The sequence below is a fragment of the Geodermatophilus sp. FMUSA9-8 genome (genome assembly GCF_037034165.1).
Classification (GTDB): Bacteria; Actinomycetota; Actinomycetes; order Mycobacteriales; family Geodermatophilaceae; genus Geodermatophilus; species Geodermatophilus nigrescens.
Genome location: NZ_JBAGKE010000002.1, coordinates 277,116 through 300,894, shown reverse-complemented (window position 1 = coordinate 300,894; position 23,779 = coordinate 277,116). Strand labels below are relative to the sequence as shown.

Sequence of the window (23,779 nt, the reverse complement as noted above, 5' to 3'; positions counted from 1 at the left end):
GTCGGGGTGCCCGCGACGATCCTCGACGGCAAGGCCACCGCCGCCACGATCCGCCAGGAGCTCACCGCGCGGGTCGAGGCCCTCACCGCGGCCGGCCGCCGGCCGGGCCTGGGCACCCTGCTCGTCGGCGACGACCCGGGCAGCCGCTGGTACGTCAACGCCAAGCACTCGGACTGCGCGCAGGTCGGCATCGCCAGCATCCAGCGCGAGCTGCCGGCCACCGCCACGCTCACCGACGTCCTCGGCGTCGTCGAGGAGCTCAACGCCGACCCGGCCTGCACCGGCTACATCGTGCAGCTCCCGCTGCCCCGCCAGGTCGACGAGTACGCCGTCCTCGAGGCGATGGACCCGGCCAAGGACGCCGACGGGCTGCACCCCACCAACCTGGGCCGCCTGGTGCTCGGCGTCGACGGGCCGCTGCCGTGCACGCCGGTCGGCATCGTCGAGCTGCTGCGCCGGTACGACGTCCCCGTCGCCGGGGCCGAGGTGGTCGTCGTCGGGCGCGGGATCACCGTCGGCCGGCCGCTCGGGCTGCTGCTCACCCGGCGCACCGAGAACGCCACGGTGACCCTCTGCCACACCGGCACCCGCGACCTGGCCGCCCACCTGCGCAGCGCCGACGTCGTCGTCGCCGCGGCCGGCGTCCCCGGGCTGGTCACGGCCGACGTCGTCAAGCCGGGCGCCGCGGTGCTCGACGTCGGGGTCAGCCGGGTCGACGGGAAGATCGCCGGCGACGTGGCGGCGGACGTCGCCGGGGTGGCCGGCCACGTGGCGCCCAACCCCGGCGGCGTCGGACCGATGACGCGGGCGATGCTGCTGCAGAACGTGGTGCTCGCCGCCGAGCGCGCCGTCGCGGCCGAGGTGCTCACCGCCCGATGAGCCGGCCGCCCCTCTACACGCGCCGGCCGTTCCTGGCCGGGCTGCTGCGCCAGCTGCCGCTGTTCGCGGTCCTGGTCGCGGTCGCGGTGGGGCTGGGCATGGTCGCGCTCGAGCACTGGCGGCGCGGCCTGCTGGTGGTCGGGCTGGCGCTGGTGGGCGCCGCGGTGCTGCGGCTGGTGCTGCCGGTGCGGCGGGTCGGTTTCCTCGCCGTCCGGAGCCGCCCGGTCGACGTCGTCCTGATGGCCGGGGCCGGGGTGGCGGTCACGGTGCTGTCCGTCCTGGTGCCGGGCAGTTGAGCGGACCGGCCCGCGGGCGCGGCGACGAGGGTCCCGGGTCTAGGTTGACGCCCATGGCAGAGCAGCCCAGGAACGGCAAGGTCACCGTCGTCGGTGCCGGCTTCTACGGCTCCACCACCGCCCTTCGACTGGCGGAGTACGACGTCTTCGAGACGGTCGTGCTCACCGACATCGTCGAGGGCAAGCCCGAGGGCCTGGCCCTCGACATCAACCAGTCACGCCCGATCGAGGGCTTCGAGACGCGCGTCGTCGGCGTCGGCGGGGGCTCCTACGAGGGCACCGAGGGCTCCGACGTCGTGGTCGTCACCGCGGGCCTGCCCCGCAAGCCCGGCATGAGCCGCATGGACCTCATCGAGACCAACGCCGGCATCGTCCGCTCGGTCGCCGAGAACATCGCGCAGAGCTCGCCGGACGCCGTCGTCATCGTGGTGAGCAACCCGCTCGACGAGATGACCGCCCTCGCCCAGCTCGCCACCGGCTTCCCGAAGGAGCGGGTCATGGGCCAGGCCGGGATGCTCGACACCGCCCGGTTCACCAACAACGTCGCCGAGGAGCTCGGCGTCCCGGTCTCCTCGGTGCGCACCCTGACCCTCGGCTCGCACGGCGACACGATGGTGCCGGTGCCCTCGCGCTGCACCGTCGACGGCAAGCCGCTGGCCGACGTGATGGCCCCCGACCGCGTCGAGCACCTCGTGCAGCGCACCCGCAACGGCGGCGCCGAGGTCGTGGCGCTGCTCAAGACCGGCTCGGCGTACTACGCGCCCTCGGCGGCCGCGGCCCGCATGGCCCGCGCCGTCATCGAGGACTCGGGCGCGGTCATGCCGGTGTGCGCGTGGGTCGACGGCGAGTACGGGATCTCCGGCGTGTACCTCGGCGTCGAGGCGGAGATCGGCCGCGGGGGTGTGCGCCGGGTGGTCGAGGGGGACCTGACCGACAGCGAGCTGGCCGGGCTGCGCGAGGCCGCCGAGGCGGTGCGTGCCAAGCAGGCCGACGTCGCGGACATGTGAGAGCGGCCGCGACCTGACCGACTCCCGGCCCGACGGGCCGGGGCTGCAGAGAGGGAATGTCTGACGTGAGCAAGATCAAGGTCGAGGGCACCGTCGTCGAACTCGACGGCGACGAGATGACCCGGATCATCTGGCAGTTCATCAAGGACCAGCTGATCCTGCCGTACCTCGACGTGAACCTGGAGTACTACGACCTGGGCATCGAGCACCGCGACGCCACCGACGACCAGGTCACGATCGACTCCGCCAACGCGATCAAGCAGCACGGCGTCGGCGTCAAGTGCGCCACCATCACGCCGGACGAGGCGCGGGTCGAGGAGTTCGGCCTCAAGAAGATGTGGCGCTCCCCGAACGGGACGATCCGCAACATCCTCGGCGGCGTGATCTTCCGCGAGCCGATCATCATGCAGAACGTGCCGCGGCTCGTGCCGGGCTGGACCAAGCCGATCATCGTCGGCCGCCACGCCTACGGCGACCAGTACCGGGCCACCGACTTCAAGTTCCCCACCTCGGGGAAGCTGACCGTCACCTTCACCCCGGACGACGGCTCGCAGCCGATCGAGCACGAGGTCTTCCAGGCGCCCGGCGCCGGCGTCTCGCTGTCGATGTACAACCTCGACGACTCGATCCGCGACTTCGCCCGCGCCTCGCTGAACTACGGCCTCTCGCGCGGCTACCCGGTCTACCTGTCCACGAAGAACACGATCCTCAAGGCCTACGACGGCCGCTTCAAGGACATCTTCGAGGAGACCTTCGAGGCCGAGTTCAAGGACCAGTTCCAGGCGGCCGGCATCACCTACGAGCACCGGCTCATCGACGACATGGTCGCCGCGTCCCTCAAGTGGGAGGGCGGCTACGTCTGGGCCTGCAAGAACTACGACGGCGACGTCCAGTCCGACACCGTCGCGCAGGGCTTCGGCTCGCTCGGCCTCATGACCTCGGTGCTGGCCACCCCGGACGGCCGCACGGTCGAGGCCGAGGCCGCCCACGGCACGGTGACCCGCCACTACCGGCAGCACCAGCAGGGCAAGGAGACGTCGACCAACCCGATCGCGTCGATCTTCGCCTGGACCCGGGGCCTCGCCCACCGCGGCAAGCTGGACGGCACCCCCGAGGTCACCCGGTTCGCCGAGACCCTCGAGAAGGTCTGCATCGACACCGTCGAGGGCGGTCAGATGACCAAGGACCTCGCGTTGCTGATCAGCAAGGACCAGCCGTGGCTGACCACCCAGGACTTCCTGGCGGCCATCGACAGCAACCTGCAGAAGGCCATGGCCTGACCCAGCACCCGCGTCCGTCGCCCCCGCGGTGACGGACGCACGTCAGTGGCCCTCTCGGCGCGTCCGAGGGGGCCACTGCCGTGTCGTCGTCCTGTGGACGACGGTCGCGCGGACGCCCGGTGGCGGCAGGCTCGCCGGCGTGCCCGTGCCGCCCTCACGCCCGCTCCCGCTGGAGGGACGCGCGTTCCGCGGCTCCACGGCGGTCGACCGAGGCTGGCTCACGCGCAACCAGCTGCGCAGCAGCGCCTGGCGGCGGCTCCGGCAGGACGTCCACGCGGACGCCCGGCTCCCGGTCACCCACGGGCTGCACGTCGCCGGGGTGGGCCTCGTCCTGCCGCCGGGCGCGGGCTTCGCCCGGCGCAGCGCCGCGCTGCTCTGGGGCGTGCCCGGACTCGCCGGCGCCGACGACCCGGTGGAGGTCGTCGTCCCTCCCGGCACGCGGTGGAACGCGGGCGACGGCGTCCGCGTCCGCGCGCTGCGCTCCGGGCAGGCGCTGGCCGTCCGCCGCGGGCGGCCCTGCACCGGCCGCGTCGACACGGCCGTCGACCTCGTGCGGGACGGGGACCCGGACGAGTGCGTCGTCCTGCTCGACCACCTGGTCCGCGCGGGGCTCGCCGACCTGCCCGCCGTGCGCGCCGCGGTCGCCGGGCTGCCCCGGTGCCGGGGCAGCGCACAGGCCCGGGCCGTGGCCGCGCTCGCCGACGGGCTCGCGGAGTCCCCGCAGGAGACGCGGCTGCGCCTGCTGCTGGCCCGTGCGGGGCTCCCGCCGCCCGTGGCCCAGTACGTCGTCCGGGACGCGCAGGGGTTCGTCGCCCGGGTGGACCTCGCCTACCCCGAGCTGCGCCTGGCCATCGAGTACGACGGGCTGTGGCACGGCGGCCGGGCCGCCTTCCTCGCCGACCGGCGGCGGGCCAACCGGATGACGGCGGCCGGCTGGGTGACCCTCTCGGTCACCACCGAGGACATGCGCCACGCCGAGCGCCTCGTCGCGCGGGTCCTGGCGCTGCGGGCCCGCCAGGCCGCCGCCGTGGCGCGCTGAGGGGTCAGGCGAGCAGGAGGGTCCAGAACGGGCCGCCGGGGCCGCCGACGACGGCCGCGCCCGCGCTGGTCAGGGAGCAGTCGAGCAGGTCCCCGGCGGCGGGGCCGGCGAGCCAGCCGGCGACGACCGTGCCGCCGTCGCGGGTCCCGGCCGCCACCGCGCCGCCGCCCACCGGCACCTCGCCGCCCGCGCGCCGCATCTCCTCGCCGTGCGCCTCGGCCTGCGCGGCCAGGCCGGCGTCGCGGGTCAGCGGGTCGCAGCCCGCGGCCACCCGGGCGACGTCGACCGCCGCCAGCACCGCGGCCGCCCCGCCGGGCACCGCGGCCGCGGTGGCGCCGGGCGCCGGGAGGGCCGCCGGGCCGGGGGAGGAGGACGGCGTGCTGCTCCGCGACGGCGTCGGCGAGGGGGCCGACGCCGGCGACGTGGTGCCCGGCGACGTGGTGCCCGGCGTGGGCGCGGCCGGCGGAGCGGGAGCCGCCTGCGGCGCGGGCGCGCCCGCCGACGCGGAGGACGACCCGGCCGCGGAGGGCGACCCGGCCGGAGGCGCCCCCGCCGACGCGGACGGGGCCTCCGCGGGGGAGTGCGGCGCCTCCGCCGCGGACGACGCGGCGGACGACGCGGCGGGCGACGGGGCGCCTGCCGGAGCGGACGACGAGGCGGTGCCCGGGGCCGCGGCGGTCCCGGACCGGGACCCGGCCGGCGAGGACGCCGACGCGGACGACGCCGAGCCCGACGAGGACGTAGCCGAGGAGGAGGACGAGCCCGACGACGCCGAGCCGGCCCCCGCGGACCCCGGCGCGGGCTCGCCGTCGACGCCCATCGTCACCACACCGGTCCGCTGCCCGGCGTCCTCGGCGGTGGTCATGACGGCCGACTCCGCCGTCGACAGCGCGCCGCGCCCGGCCATCACCAGCGGGACCACCAGTGCGATGCCGGCGACGACCACCGTCACGGCCAGGACGGACAGCGCGCGCCGGCCGAGCAGGACGCGGACCAGCGACGGGAGCAGCCGACGGCCCGCGGCGGCGAGGCGGGCGGGCAGCGGGGAAGACCGGCGGTGGCGCACGAGGAGGACGTCCTCACGGGACTCGACAGAAACGGACCGTGACTTCGTCGAGACTAGCCGTAGCGGCCGTTCACCCGGGAGAGGGACGTGACCGAGGTCACACGCCCGCGCCCGGGGAGCCCCAGGCGCCGCCCGCGCGGGCCGGGCGGGCAGCATGGACGGCTCACCCCGCCCCCATCTCCGAGGAGCACGCCGCCGTGAGCGACGTCTGGCTCGACATCGTCCTGGTTGTCGTCTTCGTGCTGGTGGGGGGCTTCTTCGCCGGCGCGGAGATCGCCCTGGTGTCGCTGCGGGAGGCCCAGGTCCGCGTGCTGTCCGAGCGGGGCGGCCGCGGCCGTGCGCTGGCCCGCCTGCTCGCCGACCCCAACCGGTTCCTCGCCGCCGTCCAGGTGGGTGTCACCCTCGCGGGCTTCCTGTCCGCCGCCTTCGGCGCGAGCACCCTCGCCGAGCCGTTCAGCGACTGGCTGGTCGCCCGCGGCATGGGAGAGGGCGTGGCCGACCCGCTGGCCCTCGTCCTGGTCACCGTGGCGATCAGCTACCTGTCGCTGGTGGTCGGCGAGCTGACGCCGAAGCGCCTGGCGCTGCAGCGCGCCGAGGGCTTCTCGCTGATGGTCGCCCGCCCGCTGAACACCATCGCGCGGCTGTCGCGGCCGGTCATCTGGCTGCTGTCGGCCTCCACGAACGTCCTGGTGCGGCTCCTCGGCAGCGACCCGAGGGCCAGCGGCGAGGCGATCAGCCAGGAGGAGCTGCGCGACCTCGTCGCCGCCCACGAGTCGCTGTCCAGCGACGAGCGCCGGCTCATCGACGAGGTGTTCCGCGCCGGCGACCGCGAGGTCCGCGAGGTGATGACCCCGCGCACCGAGGTCGAGTTCCTCGAGGCCTCGACGACGGTCAGCCGCGCCGCGCGCCAGGTGGCCGAGTCCGGCTGGTCGCGCTACCCGGTGACCGGCCGCGACCAGGACGACGTCGTCGGCTTCGTGCACGTCCGCGACCTGCTGCTGCCCACCCATCCCGCCGGGCGCGCGGCCACCGTCGGCGACCTCGCCCGCGAGGTCAAGCGGCTGCCCGGCACCGCCGGCGTGCTGACGGCGCTGTCGGAGATGCGCCGGGAGAACCAGCACATCGCGGTCGTGGTGGACGAGTACGGCGGCACCGACGGCATCGTCAGCCTCGAGGACCTCATCGAGGAGGTCATCGGCGAGATCTACGACGAGTACGACGAGGAGGTCGTCGCCGACGCCGACGAGCGTCCCGGCGGACCGCACGAGGTCGACGGCCTGCTCAACCTCGACGACTTCGCGGAGGTCACCGGCCTGCGGCTGCCCGAGGGCCCCTACGAGACGGTGGCCGGCTTCGTCCTCGCCGAGCTCGGCCGCATCCCCGGCGTCGGCGACTCGGTCGAGGTGGAGGGCCGCACCCTCAGCGTCCTGGAGCTCGACGGACGGCGGATCGCCCGGCTGTCGGTCACCGGCGCCCCGGACGCCGAGCCGGCCGGGGAGGACGCCCCGGCCGGTTGAGCGCCGGCAGGGGAGCCCGGGTCCGTCAGCTCCGCCCCTGCGCGACCTCCCAGGCGTCGCGCACGATCCCGGTGAGGTCGGTGTGCCGCGGGCTCCAGCCGAGGTCGGCCCGGATCCGGTCGCTGGCGGCCACAAGCTGCGCCGGGTCGCCCGCCCGCCGCTCGCCCACCTGCACCGGCACCGGGTGCCCGGTGACCTCGCGGACGGCGTCGACGACCTGCTGCACGGAGAAGCCCGTGCCGTTGCCCAGGTTGTAGACCCGGTGCTCGCCCGGCTGCGGCGCGGTCAGCGCCAGCAGGTGCGCGTCGGCGAGGTCGGAGACGTGGATGTAGTCGCGGATGCAGGTGCCGTCCGGCGTCGGGTAGTCCTCGCCGTAGACGGTCATCGCCTTCCGCGTCCCGGCCGCGACCTGCAGCGCGATCGGGATGAGGTGCGTCTCGGTGGTGTGCCGCTCGCCCCGGCCGTACGCGGCGCCGGCCACGTTGAAGTAGCGCAGGCTCACCGCGGCGAAGTCGTACGCGGTGGCGTAGGAGGTGAGCATCGCGTCGACGGCGAGCTTCGTGGCGCCGTAGGTGTTGGTGGGCCGGGTCTGCGCGTCCTCGCGGATCGGCACCTGGTCGGGCTCGCCGTAGGTGGCCGCCGTGGAGGAGAACACGATCCGCCGGCAGTCGACCGCGCGCATCGCCTCGAGCAGCGCCAGCGACCCGCCGACGTTGTGCTCCCAGTAGATCTCCGGCTTGACCTGCGACTCGCCGACCAGGCTCTTGGCCGCGAAGTGCAGCACCGCCTCGGGCCGCACCTCGGCCAGCACCGGCGCCGACTCCTGCAGCCTGGCCTGCACGAACCGGGCGCCCTCCGGGACGGCGTCGGCGTGCCCGGTCGAGAGGTCGTCGAGCACGGTGACCTCGTGGCCGCCCTCGAGGAGGGCGGCGGTGACTACGCTGCCGATGTAGCCGGCCCCACCGGCGACGAGTACGCGCATGGGGCCACCCTAGGAGCCGTCGCCCGGGAGGACCTGTCCGTGGTGAGCGCACGTCCGGCGGTGCAGGCGCTGCCGGCCTACAAGCCCGGCCGCAACCCGGCCGACCTCGCCCGCGAGCTCGGCGTCGACCGCGCCGTCAAGCTGGCCAGCAACGAGGTGCCGTTCCCGCCGCTGCCGGCGGTCGTCCAGGCGTTGTCGGCGACGGCGGGGGAGACCTACCGCTACCCCGACAACGGGGCCGCCGTCCTCACCCGGGCGCTGGCCGAGCACTACGACGTCGACCCGGTGCAGGTCGTGCCCGGCTGCGGCGCGGTGATGCTCTGCCAGCAGCTCGCGCAGTCGTTCAACGACCCCGGGACGGCGATCGCCTTCGCCTGGCGCTCGTTCGAGATGTACCCGCTGCTGGCCCAGGTCGCCGGGGCGCGCAGCCTGCAGGTGCCGCTGGTGTCCTCCCGCCCCGGCGGGTCACCCGACACCCACGACCTGGACGCGCTGGCCGCCGTGGTCGACGACGACACGCGCCTGCTGTTCGTCTGCAACCCCAACAACCCGACGTCGACGGCGGTGCGGCGGGCCGAGCTCGAGCGGTTCCTCGACCGGGTGCCCGAGTCCGTGCTGGTCGTCCTCGACGAGGCGTACCGGGAGTTCGTCACCGACCCCGACGTCCCGGACGGGCTCGAGCTCATGCGCGGCCGGCCGAACGTCGCGGTGCTGCGCACGTTCTCCAAGGCGTGGGGGCTGGCCGGCCTGCGGGTGGGCTACCTCGTCGCCGAGGACCCGGCCGTCGCCGACGCCGTCCGCCGCACGCACGTGCCCTTCAGCGTGTCCAGCCTCGCGCAGGCCGCCGCGGTCGCGGCGCTGGCCAGCGCCGACGAGGTGGGCCGGCGGGTGGCCGCCGTCGTCGCCGAGCGGGACCGGCTCACCGCGGCCCTGCGCGAGCGCGGCCACGAGGTGCCCGACAGCCAGGCCAACTTCGTGTGGCTGCCGCTGGGGGAGCCGACGGCGGAGGTCGCGGCGGCGCTGGAGGGCCGCGGCGTCATCACCCGTCCCTTCGCCGGCGAGGGCATCCGGGTGACGGTCGGCACGCCCGAGGAGGACGACGTCTTCCTCGCGGCGCTCGACGAGGTCACCACCGGCGCGTCGGGTGCGGCGGGCGACGACGTGCGCACCGGCGCGCCGGTCGGCTGAGCCGCGGCTGGTTTGATGGCCGCCGTGCCACCGCACCTCATGTCACGACCCCGTGTCCTCTCCGGCATCCAGCCGACGGCGGGCTCCTTCCACCTCGGCAACTACCTGGGTGCGCTCCGCCAGTGGGTCGCGCTGCAGGACACCGCCGAGGCGTTCTACTGCGTCGTCGACCAGCACGCGATCACGATGGACTGGGACCCGGCGCAGCTGCGGCAGAACACCCTGGTGTCCGCCGCGCAGCTGCTGGCCCTCGGCGTGGACCCCGACCGCAGCTCGCTGTTCGTGCAGAGCCACGTGCCGGAGCACGTCCAGCTCTCGTGGGTGCTCGAGTGCCTCGCCCGCTTCGGCGAGGCCAGCCGCATGACGCAGTTCAAGGACAAGAGCCAGCGCGAGGGCGCCGCGGGCTCCTCGGTCGGGCTGTTCACCTACCCGGTGCTGCAGGCCGCCGACATCCTCGTCTACCAGGCCGACGAGGTGCCCGTGGGCGAGGACCAGCGCCAGCACCTCGAGCTGACCCGCGACCTCGCCACCCGGTTCAACGGCCGGTTCGGCGACACGTTCACGCTGCCCGCCGCCCGGATCCCGCAGGGCGCGGCGAAGATCCTCGACCTGCAGTCGCCCGAGAAGAAGATGAGCAAGAGCCTGCCGCCGGCCGGCTGCGTGTTCCTCCTCGACGACCCGAGGACGTCGGCGAAGAAGATCCGCTCGGCGGTCACCGACACCGGCCGCGAGGTGGTGGCCGACGCGGAGAACAAGCCCGGCGTCACCAACCTGCTGACGATCCACAGCGCCCTGTCGGGCGTCCCGGTGCCCGAGCTGGAGGAGCGGTTCGCCGGCCGCGGCTACGGCGACCTCAAGAAGGAGCTCGCCGAGGTGGTCACCGACTTCGTCGCCCCGGTGCGCGCCCGCACGCAGGAGCTGCTCGACGACCGCGCCGAGCTCGAGCGGCTGCTCGCCGGCGGGGCGGCCCGTGCCCGCGAGGTCGCCGCGGCCACCGTCGCCACGGTCTACGACCGCGTCGGCTTCCTCCGGCCCGCGGGGGCGGTGTCGTGAACGACGACACGTTCGTCCCGCGCAGCCGGACGGCGCCGCCGCAGACCTCCGTCGTCGGCGTCCTCGTGCCGGTCCCCGAGCCCTGGGCGCAGGTGCTCGTCGACTGGCGCGCCAAGGTCGGCGACCCGCAGGCCACCGTCGTCCCGCCGCACGTCACGCTGCTGCCGCCCACCGAGGTGCCGTGCGCCGACCGCGCCGCGATCAGCGAGCACCTGGCGCGCGTCGCCCGCGACCACCCGCCGTTCGAGATGCACCTGTCGGGCACCGGCACCTTCACGCCGGTCTCCGACGTCGTCTTCGTGACCGTCGCCAAGGGCATCGGCAACTGCGAGCTGCTGGCCTCCGACGTGCGCACCGGGCCGCTGGCGCGCGACCTGTCGTTCCCGTACCACCCGCACGTGACCGTGGCCCACGACGTCGCGCCGGACATGCTCGACCTCGCCTACAGCGGCCTGGCCGACCTGTCGGCGGAGTTCGCCGTCACCTCGTTCACCGAGTTCGAGCAGAGCCCCACCGGCACCTGGGTGGTCGCCCGCGAGTACCCGCTGACCGGGCCGCCGCACCGCCGCTGACCTGCGCCGCGGTCCCCGAGGCAGCAGACTGGACGGGGTGGGCACCCCTCCGGACGACCGGCCCCCCGCCAACGCCGGACGCGGCCCCTGGGCCCGCGTCACCGGTGCCGGGGCCCGGGTCGCGGGCTCCGTGGACTCCCTCGTCCGCAGCCAGCGCGGCCGGCGCCCGTGGTTCGACCACCTCGCCCGGGCCGGCGGCCGCTACCAGCGCAGCCAGGGCGACCTGCTCGCCGCCGGGGTCACCTACTTCGTGTTCCTCGGCCTGTTCCCGGTGCTGCTGCTGGTCGCCTCGGTCATCGCCCTGGTCCTGTCCGGCGACGCGATCCTGCAGCGGGAGCTCTACACCGCCATCCGGGAGTCCTTCCCCGGCGGCACGGGGCGGCAGATCGTCGACGAGCTGCGCTCGGCGGTGGGCGCGGCCGGCCTGACCGGGATCATCGGCGCGGCCGGCTTCCTCTACGCCGGGCTGCGCGCCATGGACAAGCTGCGCATCGGCATGGAGCAGATCTGGAAGGGCTCCGTCGACGAGCCGGAGTTCTGGCGCGACAACCTCGCCGACGTCGTCGCGCTCGTCGCCCTCGGCGGCGCCGGCCTGCTCAGCATCGGCCTGACCGGCTTCGCCACCCAGGCCACCTCCGTGGTGCTCGACGTCCTGGGGCTGCAGGACGCGCCGGGGCTGGCCGTGGGCACCAGCCTGCTCGGCATCGCGCTGGCGTTCGCCGGCGACGTCGTCGTCTTCCTGTGGCTGCTACGGGTGGTGCCCTCGACATCGCACCCGCTGCGGCTGCTGATGCCCGGCGCGCTGTTCGGCGCCGCCGGGTTCGAGCTGATGAAGCTGGCCGGCAGCCTCTACCTGTCGCTGATCTCGGGCAGCGTGACCTCGTCGGCCTTCGGCGGCGCGGTCGGCGTCCTGGTGTGGATCAACCTGGTGGTCCGGTTCGCGTTCTTCACGGCGGCGTGGACGGCGACCCTCCCGCGCCTGACCCCGGCGGTGCCCGCCGTCCCGGAGACGCGGCCCCCGGTGGCGGCGGCGTCCGGCGCACCGCCCGCCGCCGGCCGATGACCGTGGCGGCGACGACCGCGGCCGCGGCCGCGCCGAGCGCCAGCAGGCCGAGCGCGGGCGGGCCGCCGTCGCCGGCCGCCGGCGCCGCCGCGGGCGGGCCCGCCGCCACCTCCGCGGGGCCGGCCGGCGTCGGCGTCGCCGTCCGGGTCGGGGGAGGAGCGGGGACCTCGTCGGCTGAGGCGACCAGGCGGCCGACGCCGGTCAGCGACGCCGGGACGGCGAAGCCCCAGTCGAGCAGGCGCGCGGCCTGGTCGGCGGCGCGCAGCGGCACGTTCTCGGTGCCCATCACGCTGACCACCAGCCGCCGGCCGTCCCGCTCGGCGGCGGTCACGTAGGTGTGCCGGGCGGCGTCGGTGAACCCGGTCTTGCCGCCCAGCGTCCCCGGGTAGCCGGCCAGCGGGTTCTGGTTCTGGATCTGGAAGCCGGGAGAGCGGCCCTCGAAGCCGGGCATCTGCGCCGTCGGCGTCAGGAGCAGCCCCGCGGTGACCGGGTCCGCGACCAGCTCCCGGAAGAACAGGGCGAGGTCGTAGGGGGAGGAGGACTGCCCGGCGACGTCGAGGCCCGACACCGACCCGGCGACCGTGTCGAAGGCGCCCAGCTGCAGCGCCCGGGCGTTCATCGCGGCGATCGTGGGCGCGGTGCCCCCGGCCGCCCGGGCCAGCGCGTTGGCCGCGTCGTTGCCCGACTGCATCACCAGCGCCTGGAACAGCAACCCGACCGGGTAGCGGCCGCCGGCCACGATGCCGACCTTGCTGCCCTCCATCTGCTCGTCCTCGACGGTGCCCTCCACCACCAGCGCGGGGTCCAGCCGGTGGGCGAGGGTCAGCAGGGTCAGCGTCTTGAGCGTGCTCGCCGGGTAGTGGCGGCCGTGCGGGTCACGGGCGGCCAGCACCTCGCCGGTGCCCGCGTCGGCGACGAGCCAGCCGGCCGCCACGACGCCGTCGGGCAGCGGCGGCGCCCCGTCGGCCACCACGGTGCCGCGGGTGTCGAGGCCGTCACCGCCGACGGTGACCCCGCCCGGCGCCGAGCCCTGCGGCGGCCCGCCGGCCGGTGGCGCGGTGGGCGTGGGGGCGGCCGGGTCGGCCGTGGGGCGCGGGGTGTCGTCGGCCGGTGCCGCCGCGGCGGGAGCGGCGCCCAGGAGCACCGCCAACGCGGCCAGCACGGCCACCAGCGCACCCCACCGTCGCCGCACGGGGAGGACGCTAGCCGCGGGCCGGCGGGGCCGGGTCGCCAGGCGCGGGCGGCCGTGGCCGGGACTCCGCGCGGGCGGGGCGTTCACAACGATCCCGTCTCGGTCCGTCGCACGGATGGCGGCGGGGGGGCGCAGCGCGGTTAGCGTGCCGGGGTCGTCGCGTCCGGCGTCCCGGCCGTGCCGGGGTGTCCCCGGGCGTGACGGACCAGGACCCACGGGAGCTCCCCCGTCTGTGCCGGGAGCTCCCCCCAGAGAGGAGTGCGTCTTGCGCCGAGCGCGGAAGATGAAGGTCGCGGCCCTGCTGCTGGCCGGCAGCATGGCCCTGGCCGCCTGTGCCAGCGACGAGACCGGCGGCGGCAGCAGCGGGAGCGGCGGCGGCGAGGGCGGGGGCAGCGAGGAGCCCCGCATCGGCCTGGCCTTCGACACCGGCGGCCGGGGCGACCGCTCGTTCAACGACGCGGCGGTCGCGGGCCTCGAGGCCGCCGTCGAGGAGCACGGCGGGGAGTTCCAGGACCTCAGCCCCAACGCCGACGGCTCCAACCGCGTCGACCTGCTGACCCAGCTGGCCGACGAGGGCTACAACCCGGTCATCGCGGTCGGCTTCGCCTACGGCGAGATCATCGGCGACGTGGTCGAGCAGTACCCGGACACGACCTTCGCGATCGTCGACTACTCGACGACCGAAGTAGGTAACCCAAGCAACCTCACGGGTCTGCTCTTCGCCGAGGAGCAGGGCTCCTTCCTCGCCGGCGTCGCGGCCGCGACCAAGTCGGAGACCGGCCACATCGGCTTCGTCGGCGGCGTGGAGACCCCGCTGATCCAGAAGTTCGAGGCCGGGTACGTGGCCGGTGCGCAGGCGGTCGACCCGCAGATCATCATCGACCGGCAGTACATCTCCCCGGCCGGTGACTTCTCCGGATTCGGCGCCCCCGACCGCGGCCTGCTGGTCGCCCAGGGCATGTACCAGGCCGGCGCCGACATCGTCTACCACGCGGCCGGCGGCTCGGGCCTCGGTGTCTTCCAGGCGGCCGCGGCCTCCGGCAACCGCGCCATCGGCGTCGACTCTGACCAGTACCAGACGGTCGACGACCCGGCGCTGCAGGCGGTCATCCTGACCTCCATGCTCAAGCGCGTGGACACCGCGGTGTCCTCGTTCGTCGACTCCTTCGTCGACGGCAGCGTCGAGGGCGGTTCGGACATCACCTACAACCTGGAGCAGGACGGCGTCGGCCTGTCCACCTCGGGCGGCTTCATCGACGACATCCAGGAGCAGATCGACGAGTACCGCCAGCAGATCGTCGACGGCGAGATCGAGGTCCCGACGACCCCGTGACGCCGACCGGCCGCACCGCCGGCTGACGACGGACGACCGGAGGGCCCGGGGGGAGCACACGCACCCCCGGGCCCTCCGCCGTGAGGGGGATCCCCGCCCGTCACACTCGTCGGGGAGGATGCCCAGCCGACGCACCCGCCGGTCGCCCGGCCGGTGCGCACGCCGGGGACCGCGGTCGATCCCGCGCCGCCGGTGCAGCAGAGTGGACGCGAGCCCGCGCACCCGTGGGCCGAAGGAACGCAGGAAGGGCCCACCATGGCCACACCAGGCTCCCCGGCAGGCGTCCCGGCACCGACGCCGGCCGGCCTGAGCGAGGGCGCGACCGGGGCCGGCGCCGAGGGCGGCGACGCTGCCGCGCCGGCCCCGCTGGCCGTCGAACTGCGCGGCATCACCAAGCGCTTCCCCGGCGTGGTCGCGAACAAGGACATCGAGCTGCGCGTCCGGCGCGGCGAGGTGCACGCCATCGTGGGCGAGAACGGCGCCGGCAAGTCGACGCTCATGAAGACGCTCTACGGCATGCACCGCCCCGACGAGGGACACGTGCTGCTGCACGGCCGTGAGGTGCACTTCAGGAGCCCGGCCGACGCGATCGCCGCGGGGATCGGCATGGTGCACCAGCACTTCATGCTCGCCGACAACCTGACCGTGCTGGAGAACGTCGTGCTCGGCGCGGAGAAGGCGCACGGCATCGGCGCGCAGGCCCGCGGCCGGATCCGCGAGATCTCCGACGCCTACGCGCTCGGCCTCGACCCGGACGTCCTCGTCGAGGACCTGGGCGTCGGCGACCGGCAGCGGGTGGAGATCGCCAAGGTGCTCTACCGCGGCGCCACCACGCTGATCCTCGACGAGCCCACCGCCGTGCTCGTGCCGCAGGAGGTCGACGAGCTGTTCGGCAACCTCGCCGAGCTCAAGCGCGAGGGCCTGACGGTCATCTTCATCTCGCACAAGCTCGACGAGGTCCGCAAGGTCGCCGACTCGATCACCGTCATCCGCCGCGGCACCACCGTCGGCACCGCCGACCCGCGGACGACGACGGCGCGCCAGCTCGCCGAGCTCATGGTCGGCAGCGAGCTGCCCTCGCCGGAGATCCGCACCTCCACCGTGCGCGAGACGCCGGTGCTCCAGTTGCGCGACGTCACCGTCGCCGCGCCCACCGGCCGCCCGCCGGTCGACGACGTCACGCTGACCGTCCGCGAGGGCGAGGTCGTGGGCATCGCCGGCGTCGAGGGCAACGGCCAGGCCGAGCTCGTCGACGCCGTCATGGGCCTGCGCGCCCTCGCGGCCGGCACCGTGCTGCTCGGTGCCGACGACATCACCGCGTGGAGCACCCGCGCCCGCCGCGAGGCCGGGCTCGGGTTCATCCCCGAGGACCGCCACCGCCAGGGCATGCTGCTCGAGGCGCCGCTGTGGGAGAACCGCATCCTGGGACACCAGACCCGGCCGCCGGCGGTCAAGGGGCCCTTCATCGACCGCCGCGGCGCCCGCACCGACACCGCGCGGATCATGCGCGACTACGACGTCCGCGCCCCCGGGCCGGACACGCCGGCCGTCGCGCTGTCCGGCGGCAACCAGCAGAAGCTGATCGTCGGCCGCGAGATGAGCGCCGCCCCGCGGCTGCTGCTCGCGGCGCACCCCACCCGCGGCGTCGACGTCGGCGCGCAGGGCGCCATCTGGCGGCTGCTCGAGGAGGCCCGCGCCGAGGGGATGGGCATCCTGCTCGTCTCCGCCGACCTCGACGAGCTGATCGGCCTGTCCGACACGCTGCACGTCATGCTGCGCGGCCGGCTGGTGGCCACCCTCGACCCCTCCGCGGTCACCCCCGAGGAGCTCGGCGGGTACATGACCGGGGCCCGGACGACGGCGGGTGCGGCGTGAACGTCCTCCGCAAGATCGGGCTGGCGCTGTTCGCGCCGGTCCTCGCCGTCGTCGTCGCCGTCGTCATCTCCTCGGCCGTCATGGCCGCGCTGCAGGTGAACCCGTTCGAGGTCTTCGCCGTCATGGTCGACTTCGGCGACACCCCGGCCCAGCAGGTCACCGCCCTCGTGGTGATCCTCAACCGGGCGGTGCCGCTGTTCCTGGCCGGCCTCGCGGTGGCCATCGCCTTCCGCATGGGCCTGTTCAACATCGGCGTCGAGGGCCAGTACCGGCTGGCCACGATCCTCGCCGCGGGCGTCGGCGCCGCCGTCGCGCTGCCGGGCCCGCTGCACGTGCTGCTCATCGTGGTCGTGGCGATGGCCGTGGCCGCCATCTGGGCCGGCATCGTCGCGGTGCTCAAGGTGACCCGCGGCGTCAGCGAGGTCATCAGCTCGATCATGCTCAACGTCATCGCGCTGGGCATCGCGTCGTTCCTGCTCACTGGCCCGCTGCGGGGCAGCCCCGAGGGCGCCTCGATCATCGCCACCGCCGAGATCCCCGAGTCCGGCTGGATGCCGAGCCTCAACGGCGTCTTCGGGGTGCTCGGCCTGGCCACCCCGCCGCGGCAGCTCTACGGCTTCCTGCTCGTCGCGGTCGTGGTGGGCGCGGTGATCGCCGTGCTGCTCAACCGCACCCGCTTCGGCTTCGACCTGCGCGCGGCGGGCCTGTCGCCGTCGGCGGCCAGCGCCAGCGGCGTCGACTCCCGCGGCATGGTCGTCAAGACGATGCTGCTGTCGGGTGCCGTCGCCGGGCTGATCGGCATGCCCGACCTGCTCGGCTCCACCCACGCCTACACCACCGACTTCACCTCGGGGCTGGGCTTCCTCGGCATCGCGGTGGCGCTGCTGGGCCGCAACAAGCCCGTCGGCATCGCCCTCGGCGCGCTGCTGTTCGCCTTCCTCGACCGGTCGCTGGTGCCGCTGCAGATCCAGGACTTCCCGGCCTCGGTCGTGACGATCATCCAGGGCACGATCGTGCTCGCCGTCGTCGTGGCCAACGAGATCGCCCGCCGGGTGGCCCGCCGCTCCGCGGAGCGCGGCTCGGCGACCCCGGCCGTCGTTGCCGGCGACGGCAGCACCGGCCCGGGGCAGGCCGCCTCGGGCGCCGCGTCCGACGGCGGCGCCGCCGACGGCGGGGTGGGCACCGGGGCCGGCGTCAGCCGGTCGGCCGGGGCAGGCCAGCGTTCCGACCAACGTCAGGAGTCCGGGCTGTGAGCACCGTGGCCACCCCACCCAGCGGGACCCGGCCGAGCCGCGGACCGCTGACCGACCTGTTCACCGGCGGCGGGCGGTCCCGCCGCCTGATGTGGCTGCTGCTGGGCGTCGTGCTGCTCGTCTCACTGGTCCGGGTGATCAGCGGCGAGGCGCAGCTCACCAGCTCCTCGACGATCGCCGCGGCCCTGCTGCTGGCGGTGCCGATCGGCCTGGCCGCGCTGGGCGGCCTGTTCGCCGAGCGCGCCGGCGTGGTCAACATCGGCCTCGACGGGATGATGACGCTCGGCACCTGGGGTGCCGGGTTCGCCGGCTACCAGTGGGGCTGGGGCGCCGCCGTCGTCGGCGGGCTGCTGTTCGGCGCGGTCGGCGGCCTGCTGCACGCGCTGGCCACCGTCACCTTCGGCGTCGACCACGTGGTCTCCGGCGTGGCGATCAACATCCTGGCCGGCGGCGTCGTGCGGTTCCTCTCCGAGCTGCTCTACACCGACAACCCGGCCGGCGGCGGCGTCACGCAGTCGCCCCCGGTCGACGGCAACCCGCCGTCGTTCTCGGTGCCGGTGCTGTCCTCGGGGCCGGACCTGCTCGGCTCGCTGGAGCGCCAGCGCTGGTTCCTCGTGAGCGACGTGGCGGGCATCCTGCGCGGGCTCACCAGCGGCATCGGCCTGCTGACGCTCATCGCGGTGCTGTTGATCCCGGCGAGCTACCTGCTGCTGTGGCGCACGTCCTTCGGGCTGCGCCTGCGCTCCTGCGGGGAGAACCCGGCCGCCGCCGACTCGCTCGGCGTGCCGGTCTACCGCCTCAAGTACATCGCGGTGGTCATCTCCGGCGCGCTGGCCGGCCTGGGTGGCGTCTTCCTCGTCTTCATCGCCGGGATCTACCGCGAGGGCCAGGTCAACGGGCGCGGGTTCATCGGCCTCGCCGCGCTGATCTTCGGCAACTGGCGCCCCGGCGGGCTCGCGGCCGGCGCCGGCCTGTTCGGGTTCACCGACGCGCTGCAGCTGCGCAGCCGCTCCGCCGTCGTCGCCCTGTTCCTGCTGGTGGCGATCCTGCTCGCCGTCATCGCGGTCGTGCAGGCCCGCCGCGGCAAGCTGCTGCCCGCCGGCATCGCCGCCGTCGTGGCCGCGGCCGCGCTGGTCGGCTTCCTCACCGTCGACGAGCTGCCGCCGGGCCTGGTGTCGTTCACGCCGCACCTGACCACGCTGCTGGTCCTGTCGCTGGCGTCCCAGAGGCTGCGGATGCCCAAGGCCGACGGGTTGGTCTACCGAAGAGGAGAGCACTAGATGGCGGACGTCGACTGGGAGGCGCTGCGCGGCGCGGCGCGGGAGGCCATGACGCACGCCTACGCGCCGTACTCGCGGTTCCCCGTGGGCGTGGCCGGGCTGGTCGACGACGGCCGGGTGGTCACCGGCTGCAACGTCGAGAACGCCAGCTACGGCCTGGGGCTGTGCGCCGAGTGCGGGATGGTCAGCGACCTCGCCCGCACCGGCGGCGGCCGGCTGGTCGCGGTGGCCTGCGTCGGCGGGGACGGGCAGCCGCTCATGCCGTGCGGGCGCTGCCGTCAGCTGCTGTGGGAGCACGGCGGCGCCGACATGCTCATCGAGACGGTGTCGCTGGGCATCGTGCCCATGCGCGAGGTGCTGCCCGACGCCTTCGGCCCCGAGGACCTGGTGGCCGCGGCCGCCCGGGACGGCGGCACGGGCGCGGCCGGAGGGGGACGGGACTGATGGACGCCATCGACGTGCTGCGCGCCAAGCGCGACGGCGGGGAGCTCACGCCCGAGCAGATCCGCTGGGTCATCGGCGCCTACACCGACGGCACCGTCCCCGACGAGCAGATGAGCGCGCTGCTCATGGCGGTGTTCTTCCGGGGCATGTCGCCGGGCGAGCTGTCGGTCTGGACGCAGGCGATGATCGACTCCGGCGAGCGCAAGGACCTGTCCTCGCTGGGCCGCCCGACCGCCGACAAGCACTCCACCGGCGGGGTGGGCGACAAGATCACCCTGCCGCTGGCGCCGCTGGTCGCCGCGTGCGGGGTCGCGGTGCCGCAGCTGTCGGGGCGCGGTCTCGGGCACACCGGCGGCACGCTGGACAAGCTCGAGTCGATCCCCGGCTGGCGGGCCGACGTGCACGAGGACGCCTACCTGCGGCAGCTCGCCGAGGTGGGCGCGGTGATCTGCGCGGCCGGGCACGACCTCGCGCCCGCGGACAAGAAGCTCTACGCGCTGCGGGACGTGACGGCGACGGTCGAGTCGATCCCGCTGATCGCCAGCTCGATCATGAGCAAGAAGATCGCCGAGGGTGCCGACGCGCTGGTCCTCGACGTCAAGACCGGCTCCGGCGCGTTCATGAAGGACCCGGAGGCCTCCCGCGAGCTGGCCCGCACGATGGTCGGCCTCGGTGAGGCGGCCGGGGTGAACACCGTGGCGCTGGTGACCGCGATGGACCGGCCGCTCGGCCGCGCCGCGGGCAACGCCGTCGAGGTGGCCGAGTCGGTGGAGGTGCTCGCCGGCGGCGGCCCGGCCGACGTCGTCGAGCTGACCCTCGCCCTGGCACGGGAGATGCTCACCGGCGCCGGGCGGCCCGACGTCGACCCCGCCGACGCGCTGCGCGACGGCCGGGCCATGGACGTGTGGCGGCGGATGGTCGCCGCGCAGGGCGGGGACCCCGACGCCCCGCTGCCGCAGCCGGCGGAGCGGCACGTCGTGACCGCCCCCGCCACCGGGACGCTGACCCGGCTGGACGCCTACGCCCTCGGTGTCGCCGCGTGGCGGCTCGGGGCCGGGCGGGCGCGCAAGGAGGACCCGGTGTCAGCCGCGGCCGGCGTCACCTGGACGGCGACGGTGGGGGAGCAGGTGACCGAGGGCCAACCGCTGCTGGAGCTGCACACCGACGACCCCGCGCGCATCGAGCGGGCGCTGGAGGCGCTGGAGGGCGCGGTCGGCGTGGACACCGGCGACGAGCCGCTGCCGCTGCTGCTGGACCGCATCTCGGCCTGACGGGGTCCCCCGGCAGGGCGGGACGGGCTCCGCTCGGCCGGGGACGGCACCTGGTCGCGGTGCGGCGGGAGGAGTGGGGCCCGGAGGGTCCCCGACGAGGGCCGGGACGGGCTCCGCTCGGCCGGGGACGGCACCTGGTCGCGGTGCGGCCCGGAGGGTCGCCGTGTGGCAGTGGAACACTGGGTCCTCGTGACCAGCACGTCCGCGGCGCCGACCTCCGCCGCCGCCCCGCAGGCCGGGGCGCCCCTCGACCCGGACGCGGCGATCTCGGTCCGCGGGTTGGTGAAGCGCTACGGCGCCGCCACCGCCGTCGACGGCCTCGACCTCGACATCCGGCGGGGCGAGATCTTCGCGCTGCTCGGCCCCAACGGTGCCGGCAAGACGACGACGGTCGAGATCTGCGAGGGCTTCCGCGACCGCGACGGCGGTGAGGTGCGGGTGCTGGGCACCGACCCCGCCTCGGGCGGGCGCCGGTGGAAGGCGCAGCTGGGCATCGTCCTGCAGTCCGGCGCGGGCGACAGCCAGCTCACCTGCCGCGAGCTGCTGCGGGCGCAGGCGTCCTACTTCCCCGATCCGCGCGACCCCGACGAGGTGCTCGAGCTGGTCGGCCTGACGGAGAAGGCGGGCTCGCGTGGCCGGTCGCTGTCGGGCGGGCAGCGCCGCCGGCTCGACGTCGCGCTCGGCATCGTCGGCCGGCCCACCCTGCTGTTCCTCGACGAGCCGACCACCGGCTTCGACCCCGAGGCCCGCCGGCAGTTCTGGTCGCTGATCCGGTCGCTGCGCGACCTGGGCACCACGATGCTCCTGACCACCCACTACCTCGACGAGGCCGAGGCGCTCGCCGACCGGGTCGGCGTGATCGCCCGCGGCCGGCTGGCGGAGGTCGCCGTCCCCTCGGAGCTGGGCGGGCGGGGCCGGGCGCCGGCCGTGGTGACCTGGACCGAGGACGGCGTCCGGCGGACCGAGGCCACCGGCACCCCCACCGCGCTGGTCCGCGACCTGGCCGCACGCTTCGACGGCGAGGTGCCCGACCTGGCCGTGGCCCGGCCGACCCTCGAGGACGTCTACCTGCAGATGATCGGGGAGGAGCGCGCGTGAGCGCCGTGACGACCGACCGCACCACCCCGGCGCTGCCCTCGCTGGGCGCCGTCTACCGCTCCCGCGCCGGCGTGGAGCTCAAGGAGTTCTTCCGCCAGCGCGAGTCGGTGGTCTTCACCCTCGTGTTCCCCGTGCTGCTGCTCGTCGTCTTCGGCGCGGTGCTGGACTACGACCTCGGCAGCGGGGTCAGCTTCACCCAGTACTTCGTGGCCGGCGTGATCGCCGCGGGCATCCTCGGGGCGAGCCTGCAGAACATGGCGATCTCCATCGCGACCGAGCGGGCGGACGGCACGCTCAAGTCGCTCTACGGCACCCCGATGCCGCGCAGCGCCTACTTCGTCGGCAAGGTCGTGCAGGTCCTCGCCGTCACGGTGCTCATCATCGCGATCCTGCTGCTCGTCGGCGTCGTCTTCTACGACGTCGACCTGCCCGCCGGCGCGGACTGGCTGACCTTCGCCTGGGTGACCGCGCTGGGCGCCGCCGCGTGCACGCTGCTCGGCATCGCGGTGTCCTCGCTGGCGCGCAACGGTCGGTCGGCGTCGGCCACCGTCACGCCGATCGCGCTGGTGCTGCAGTTCATCTCCGGCGTCTTCTTCCAGTTCAGCCAGGTGCCGACCTGGATGCAGACGGTCGCGTCGTTCTTCCCGCTCAAGTGGATGGCCCAGGGACTGCGCTCGGTGTTCCTGCCGGACGCGCTCGCCGCGTCCGAGCCGGCCGGCACCTGGGAGCTCGGGCGGGTCGCCCTGGTGCTCGGTGCCTGGTGCCTGGCCGGGCTGGTGCTGTGCGTCCTGACCTTCCGCTGGCAGGAGCGCGGCACGAGATAACGTCGCCGGGTGCCCGCACCGCTCGACGCCGACTCGATCCGCCGCGCCCCCAAGGTCCTGCTGCACGACCACCTCGACGGCGGGCTGCGGCCGCAGACGGTGCTCGAGCTCGCCGACGAGGCGGGCTACCGCGACCTGCCGGCCGGTGACGCCGAGGCGCTGGGCCGCTGGTTCCGGGAGGCCGCCGACTCCGGGTCGCTCGTCCGCTACCTGGAGACGTTCGCGCACACCGTCGGCGTGATGCAGCGGCCCGAGGCCGTGCGCCGGGTGGCCCGCGAGTGCGCGCTCGACCTCGCCGCCGACGGCGTCGTCTACGCCGAGGTGCGCATGGCGCCGGAGCTCGTGACCGCCGGCGGCACGCCGATCGAGGAGGCGGTCGAGGCGATCCTCGACGGCTTCGCGCAGGGCAGCGCCGAAGCCGCCGCCGCGGGCACCCCGATCACCGTCGGCGCGCTGCTGTGCGCGATGCGCCAGGCCGACCGGTGGGAGGAGGTCGCGGGCCTCGTCGTGCGCTACCGCGACGCCGGCGTCGTCGGGTTCGACCTGGCCGGCCCGGAGATCGGCTTCCCGCCGGACCGGCACCCCGAGGCCATCGCGCTGCTCGACCGGGCCGGCGCGCACCGCACCATCCACGCCGGGGAGGCCGCCGGCATCGACAGCATCCGCGCCGCCCTCGACGGCGCCCGCGCGGAGCGGCTCGGCCACGGCGTGCGCATCGCCGACGAGGTCCCCGCGGACGGCCCGCTCGGCCCCGTCGCGCAGCGCGTGCTCGACGCGCAGGTCCCGCTGGAGGTCGCGCCGTCGTCGAACGTCCAGACCGGCGCCTACCCCTCGATCGCCGCGCACCCGGTCGACCGGCTGCACCGGCTCGGGTTCGCCGTCACGGTCAACACCGACAACCGGCTGATGAGCGGGGTGTCGGTGACCAGCGAGCTGGCCGACGTCGCCGCCGCGCACGGCTGGGGCTGGGACGACGTCCAGGCGGTCACCGAGCGCGCGCTGGGCGCCGCCTTCGCCGACGACGCCGTCCGCGCCCGGCTGCTCGCCGACGTCGTCCGGCCGGGGTACGCCGCGCTGCGCGGGTGACCACCCCCACCGCCCGCGCCGGAATGGACGGGTGATCTCCGCTGCTACCGTGGGTGTGCCGGCACTCGCCGGACATCCTCCCGGACGGTCCGTCCGGGCATGAGCGCATCCGTGCAGGTCCGCCGCGTCCCGCGACGCCGCGACCGCCAGTGAGGACGCCGATGACGGCGCCCGCGCAACC

Annotated in this window: 22 protein-coding genes; 19 read left to right on the top strand and 3 right to left on the bottom strand. The window is 75.0% G+C overall.

Annotated elements, in window-relative coordinates:
* Positions 1-6 precede the first annotated feature (6 nt).
* The 5 genes from WA616_RS05615 to WA616_RS05595 all read left to right on the top strand — a co-directional run bounded on the left by WA616_RS05615 (position 7) and on the right by WA616_RS05595 (position 4,501).
* Entirely contained in the window at positions 7-879 is an 873-nt protein-coding gene (locus WA616_RS05615; protein WP_336028065.1) for a bifunctional methylenetetrahydrofolate dehydrogenase/methenyltetrahydrofolate cyclohydrolase, read from the top strand.
* Positions 876-1,175: a DUF3017 domain-containing protein gene (locus WA616_RS05610; protein ID WP_073421463.1), complete on the top strand. Its 300-nt coding sequence runs from the start codon at positions 876-878 to the stop codon at positions 1,173-1,175. Before WA616_RS05615 ends, WA616_RS05610 begins: the two co-directional genes overlap by 4 nt.
* A gap of 53 nt (positions 1,176-1,228) precedes the next feature.
* The gene (gene mdh / locus WA616_RS05605) at positions 1,229-2,182 is read left to right on the top strand and encodes a malate dehydrogenase (RefSeq protein WP_073421465.1); all 954 of its coding nucleotides are present in this window, start codon (positions 1,229-1,231) and stop codon (positions 2,180-2,182) included.
* Between the two features lie 65 nt (positions 2,183-2,247).
* Complete coding sequence (locus WA616_RS05600) at positions 2,248-3,462, top strand: NADP-dependent isocitrate dehydrogenase (protein ID WP_336028061.1); 1,215 nt, start codon at positions 2,248-2,250, stop codon at positions 3,460-3,462.
* A 139-nt stretch (positions 3,463-3,601) separates the two neighbouring features.
* Positions 3,602-4,501 carry an endonuclease domain-containing protein gene (locus WA616_RS05595; protein ID WP_336028058.1) on the top strand — a complete coding sequence of 300 codons (900 nt, stop codon included), beginning with the start codon at positions 3,602-3,604 and terminating at the stop codon, positions 4,499-4,501.
* 4 nt (positions 4,502-4,505) lie between these two features.
* On the opposite strand, the gene WA616_RS05590 is transcribed toward WA616_RS05595, so the two are convergent.
* The gene (locus tag WA616_RS05590; protein WP_336028056.1) at positions 4,506-5,567 is read right to left on the bottom strand and encodes a CAP domain-containing protein; all 1,062 of its coding nucleotides are present in this window, start codon (positions 5,565-5,567) and stop codon (positions 4,506-4,508) included.
* Between the two features lie 197 nt (positions 5,568-5,764).
* On the opposite strand from WA616_RS05590, the gene WA616_RS05585 reads away from it, so the two are divergent.
* A complete protein-coding gene (locus tag WA616_RS05585) occupies positions 5,765-7,084 on the top strand; it encodes a hemolysin family protein (RefSeq protein WP_336028054.1) in 1,320 nt (439 codons plus the stop codon).
* Positions 7,085-7,109: 25 nt separating this feature from the next.
* On the opposite strand, the gene galE is transcribed toward WA616_RS05585, so the two are convergent.
* On the bottom strand, positions 7,110-8,066 hold the full coding sequence (galE, locus tag WA616_RS05580) for a UDP-glucose 4-epimerase GalE (protein WP_336028053.1): 957 nt from the start codon (positions 8,064-8,066) through the stop codon (positions 7,110-7,112).
* 42 nt (positions 8,067-8,108) lie between these two features.
* Between galE and hisC the strand changes: the two genes are divergently transcribed.
* From hisC to WA616_RS05560, 4 genes are read left to right on the top strand one after another with little or no spacing between them, the layout of a single operon-like run.
* Positions 8,109-9,254 (top strand): histidinol-phosphate transaminase, encoded by a 1,146-nt coding sequence (gene hisC, locus WA616_RS05575; RefSeq protein ID WP_336028052.1) that lies wholly within the window; start codon positions 8,109-8,111, stop codon positions 9,252-9,254.
* Positions 9,255-9,293: 39 nt separating this feature from the next.
* Positions 9,294-10,307: a tryptophan--tRNA ligase gene (gene trpS, locus WA616_RS05570; RefSeq protein ID WP_336028050.1), complete on the top strand. Its 1,014-nt coding sequence runs from the start codon at positions 9,294-9,296 to the stop codon at positions 10,305-10,307.
* A complete protein-coding gene (locus WA616_RS05565) occupies positions 10,304-10,879 on the top strand; it encodes a 2'-5' RNA ligase family protein (protein ID WP_336028049.1) in 576 nt (191 codons plus the stop codon). The genes trpS and WA616_RS05565 overlap by 4 nt, the downstream gene beginning before the upstream one ends.
* Positions 10,880-10,916: 37 nt before the next feature.
* Positions 10,917-11,942 (top strand): YihY/virulence factor BrkB family protein, encoded by a 1,026-nt coding sequence (locus WA616_RS05560; protein ID WP_336028047.1) that lies wholly within the window; start codon positions 10,917-10,919, stop codon positions 11,940-11,942.
* Here the strand turns inward: WA616_RS05560 and WA616_RS05555 are convergent.
* The gene (locus WA616_RS05555; protein ID WP_336028045.1) at positions 11,827-13,134 is read right to left on the bottom strand and encodes a D-alanyl-D-alanine carboxypeptidase family protein; all 1,308 of its coding nucleotides are present in this window, start codon (positions 13,132-13,134) and stop codon (positions 11,827-11,829) included. The two genes, WA616_RS05560 and WA616_RS05555, sit on opposite strands and share 116 nt — an antisense overlap.
* A 265-nt stretch (positions 13,135-13,399) precedes the next feature.
* Here WA616_RS05555 and WA616_RS05550 point away from each other — a divergent pair, with 265 nt between their 5' ends.
* From WA616_RS05550 to WA616_RS05510, 9 genes are all read left to right on the top strand, one after another.
* Complete coding sequence (locus WA616_RS05550) at positions 13,400-14,467, top strand: BMP family lipoprotein (RefSeq protein ID WP_336028043.1); 1,068 nt, start codon at positions 13,400-13,402, stop codon at positions 14,465-14,467.
* Positions 14,468-14,722: 255 nt separating this feature from the next.
* Positions 14,723-16,342, top strand: a complete 1,620-nt coding sequence (locus WA616_RS05545) for an ABC transporter ATP-binding protein (RefSeq protein ID WP_336028042.1) — start codon at positions 14,723-14,725, stop codon at positions 16,340-16,342.
* Entirely contained in the window at positions 16,339-17,595 is a 1,257-nt protein-coding gene (locus tag WA616_RS05540; protein WP_336028040.1) for an ABC transporter permease, read from the top strand. Before WA616_RS05545 ends, WA616_RS05540 begins: the two co-directional genes overlap by 4 nt.
* The gene (locus tag WA616_RS05535) at positions 17,592-18,875 is read left to right on the top strand and encodes an ABC transporter permease (protein ID WP_336028038.1); all 1,284 of its coding nucleotides are present in this window, start codon (positions 17,592-17,594) and stop codon (positions 18,873-18,875) included. Before WA616_RS05540 ends, WA616_RS05535 begins: the two co-directional genes overlap by 4 nt.
* The gene (locus WA616_RS05530; protein WP_336028037.1) at positions 18,876-19,319 is read left to right on the top strand and encodes a cytidine deaminase; all 444 of its coding nucleotides are present in this window, start codon (positions 18,876-18,878) and stop codon (positions 19,317-19,319) included.
* A complete protein-coding gene (locus WA616_RS05525; protein WP_336028035.1) occupies positions 19,319-20,590 on the top strand; it encodes a thymidine phosphorylase in 1,272 nt (423 codons plus the stop codon). Before WA616_RS05530 ends, WA616_RS05525 begins: the two co-directional genes overlap by 1 nt.
* A 189-nt stretch (positions 20,591-20,779) precedes the next feature.
* Positions 20,780-21,688: an ABC transporter ATP-binding protein gene (locus WA616_RS05520; protein WP_336028032.1), complete on the top strand. Its 909-nt coding sequence runs from the start codon at positions 20,780-20,782 to the stop codon at positions 21,686-21,688.
* Positions 21,685-22,512 (top strand): ABC transporter permease, encoded by an 828-nt coding sequence (locus WA616_RS05515; protein ID WP_336028031.1) that lies wholly within the window; start codon positions 21,685-21,687, stop codon positions 22,510-22,512. Before WA616_RS05520 ends, WA616_RS05515 begins: the two co-directional genes overlap by 4 nt.
* A 9-nt stretch (positions 22,513-22,521) precedes the next feature.
* Complete coding sequence (locus tag WA616_RS05510) at positions 22,522-23,598, top strand: adenosine deaminase (protein ID WP_336028030.1); 1,077 nt, start codon at positions 22,522-22,524, stop codon at positions 23,596-23,598.
* Positions 23,599-23,779: the final 181 nt, after the last annotated feature.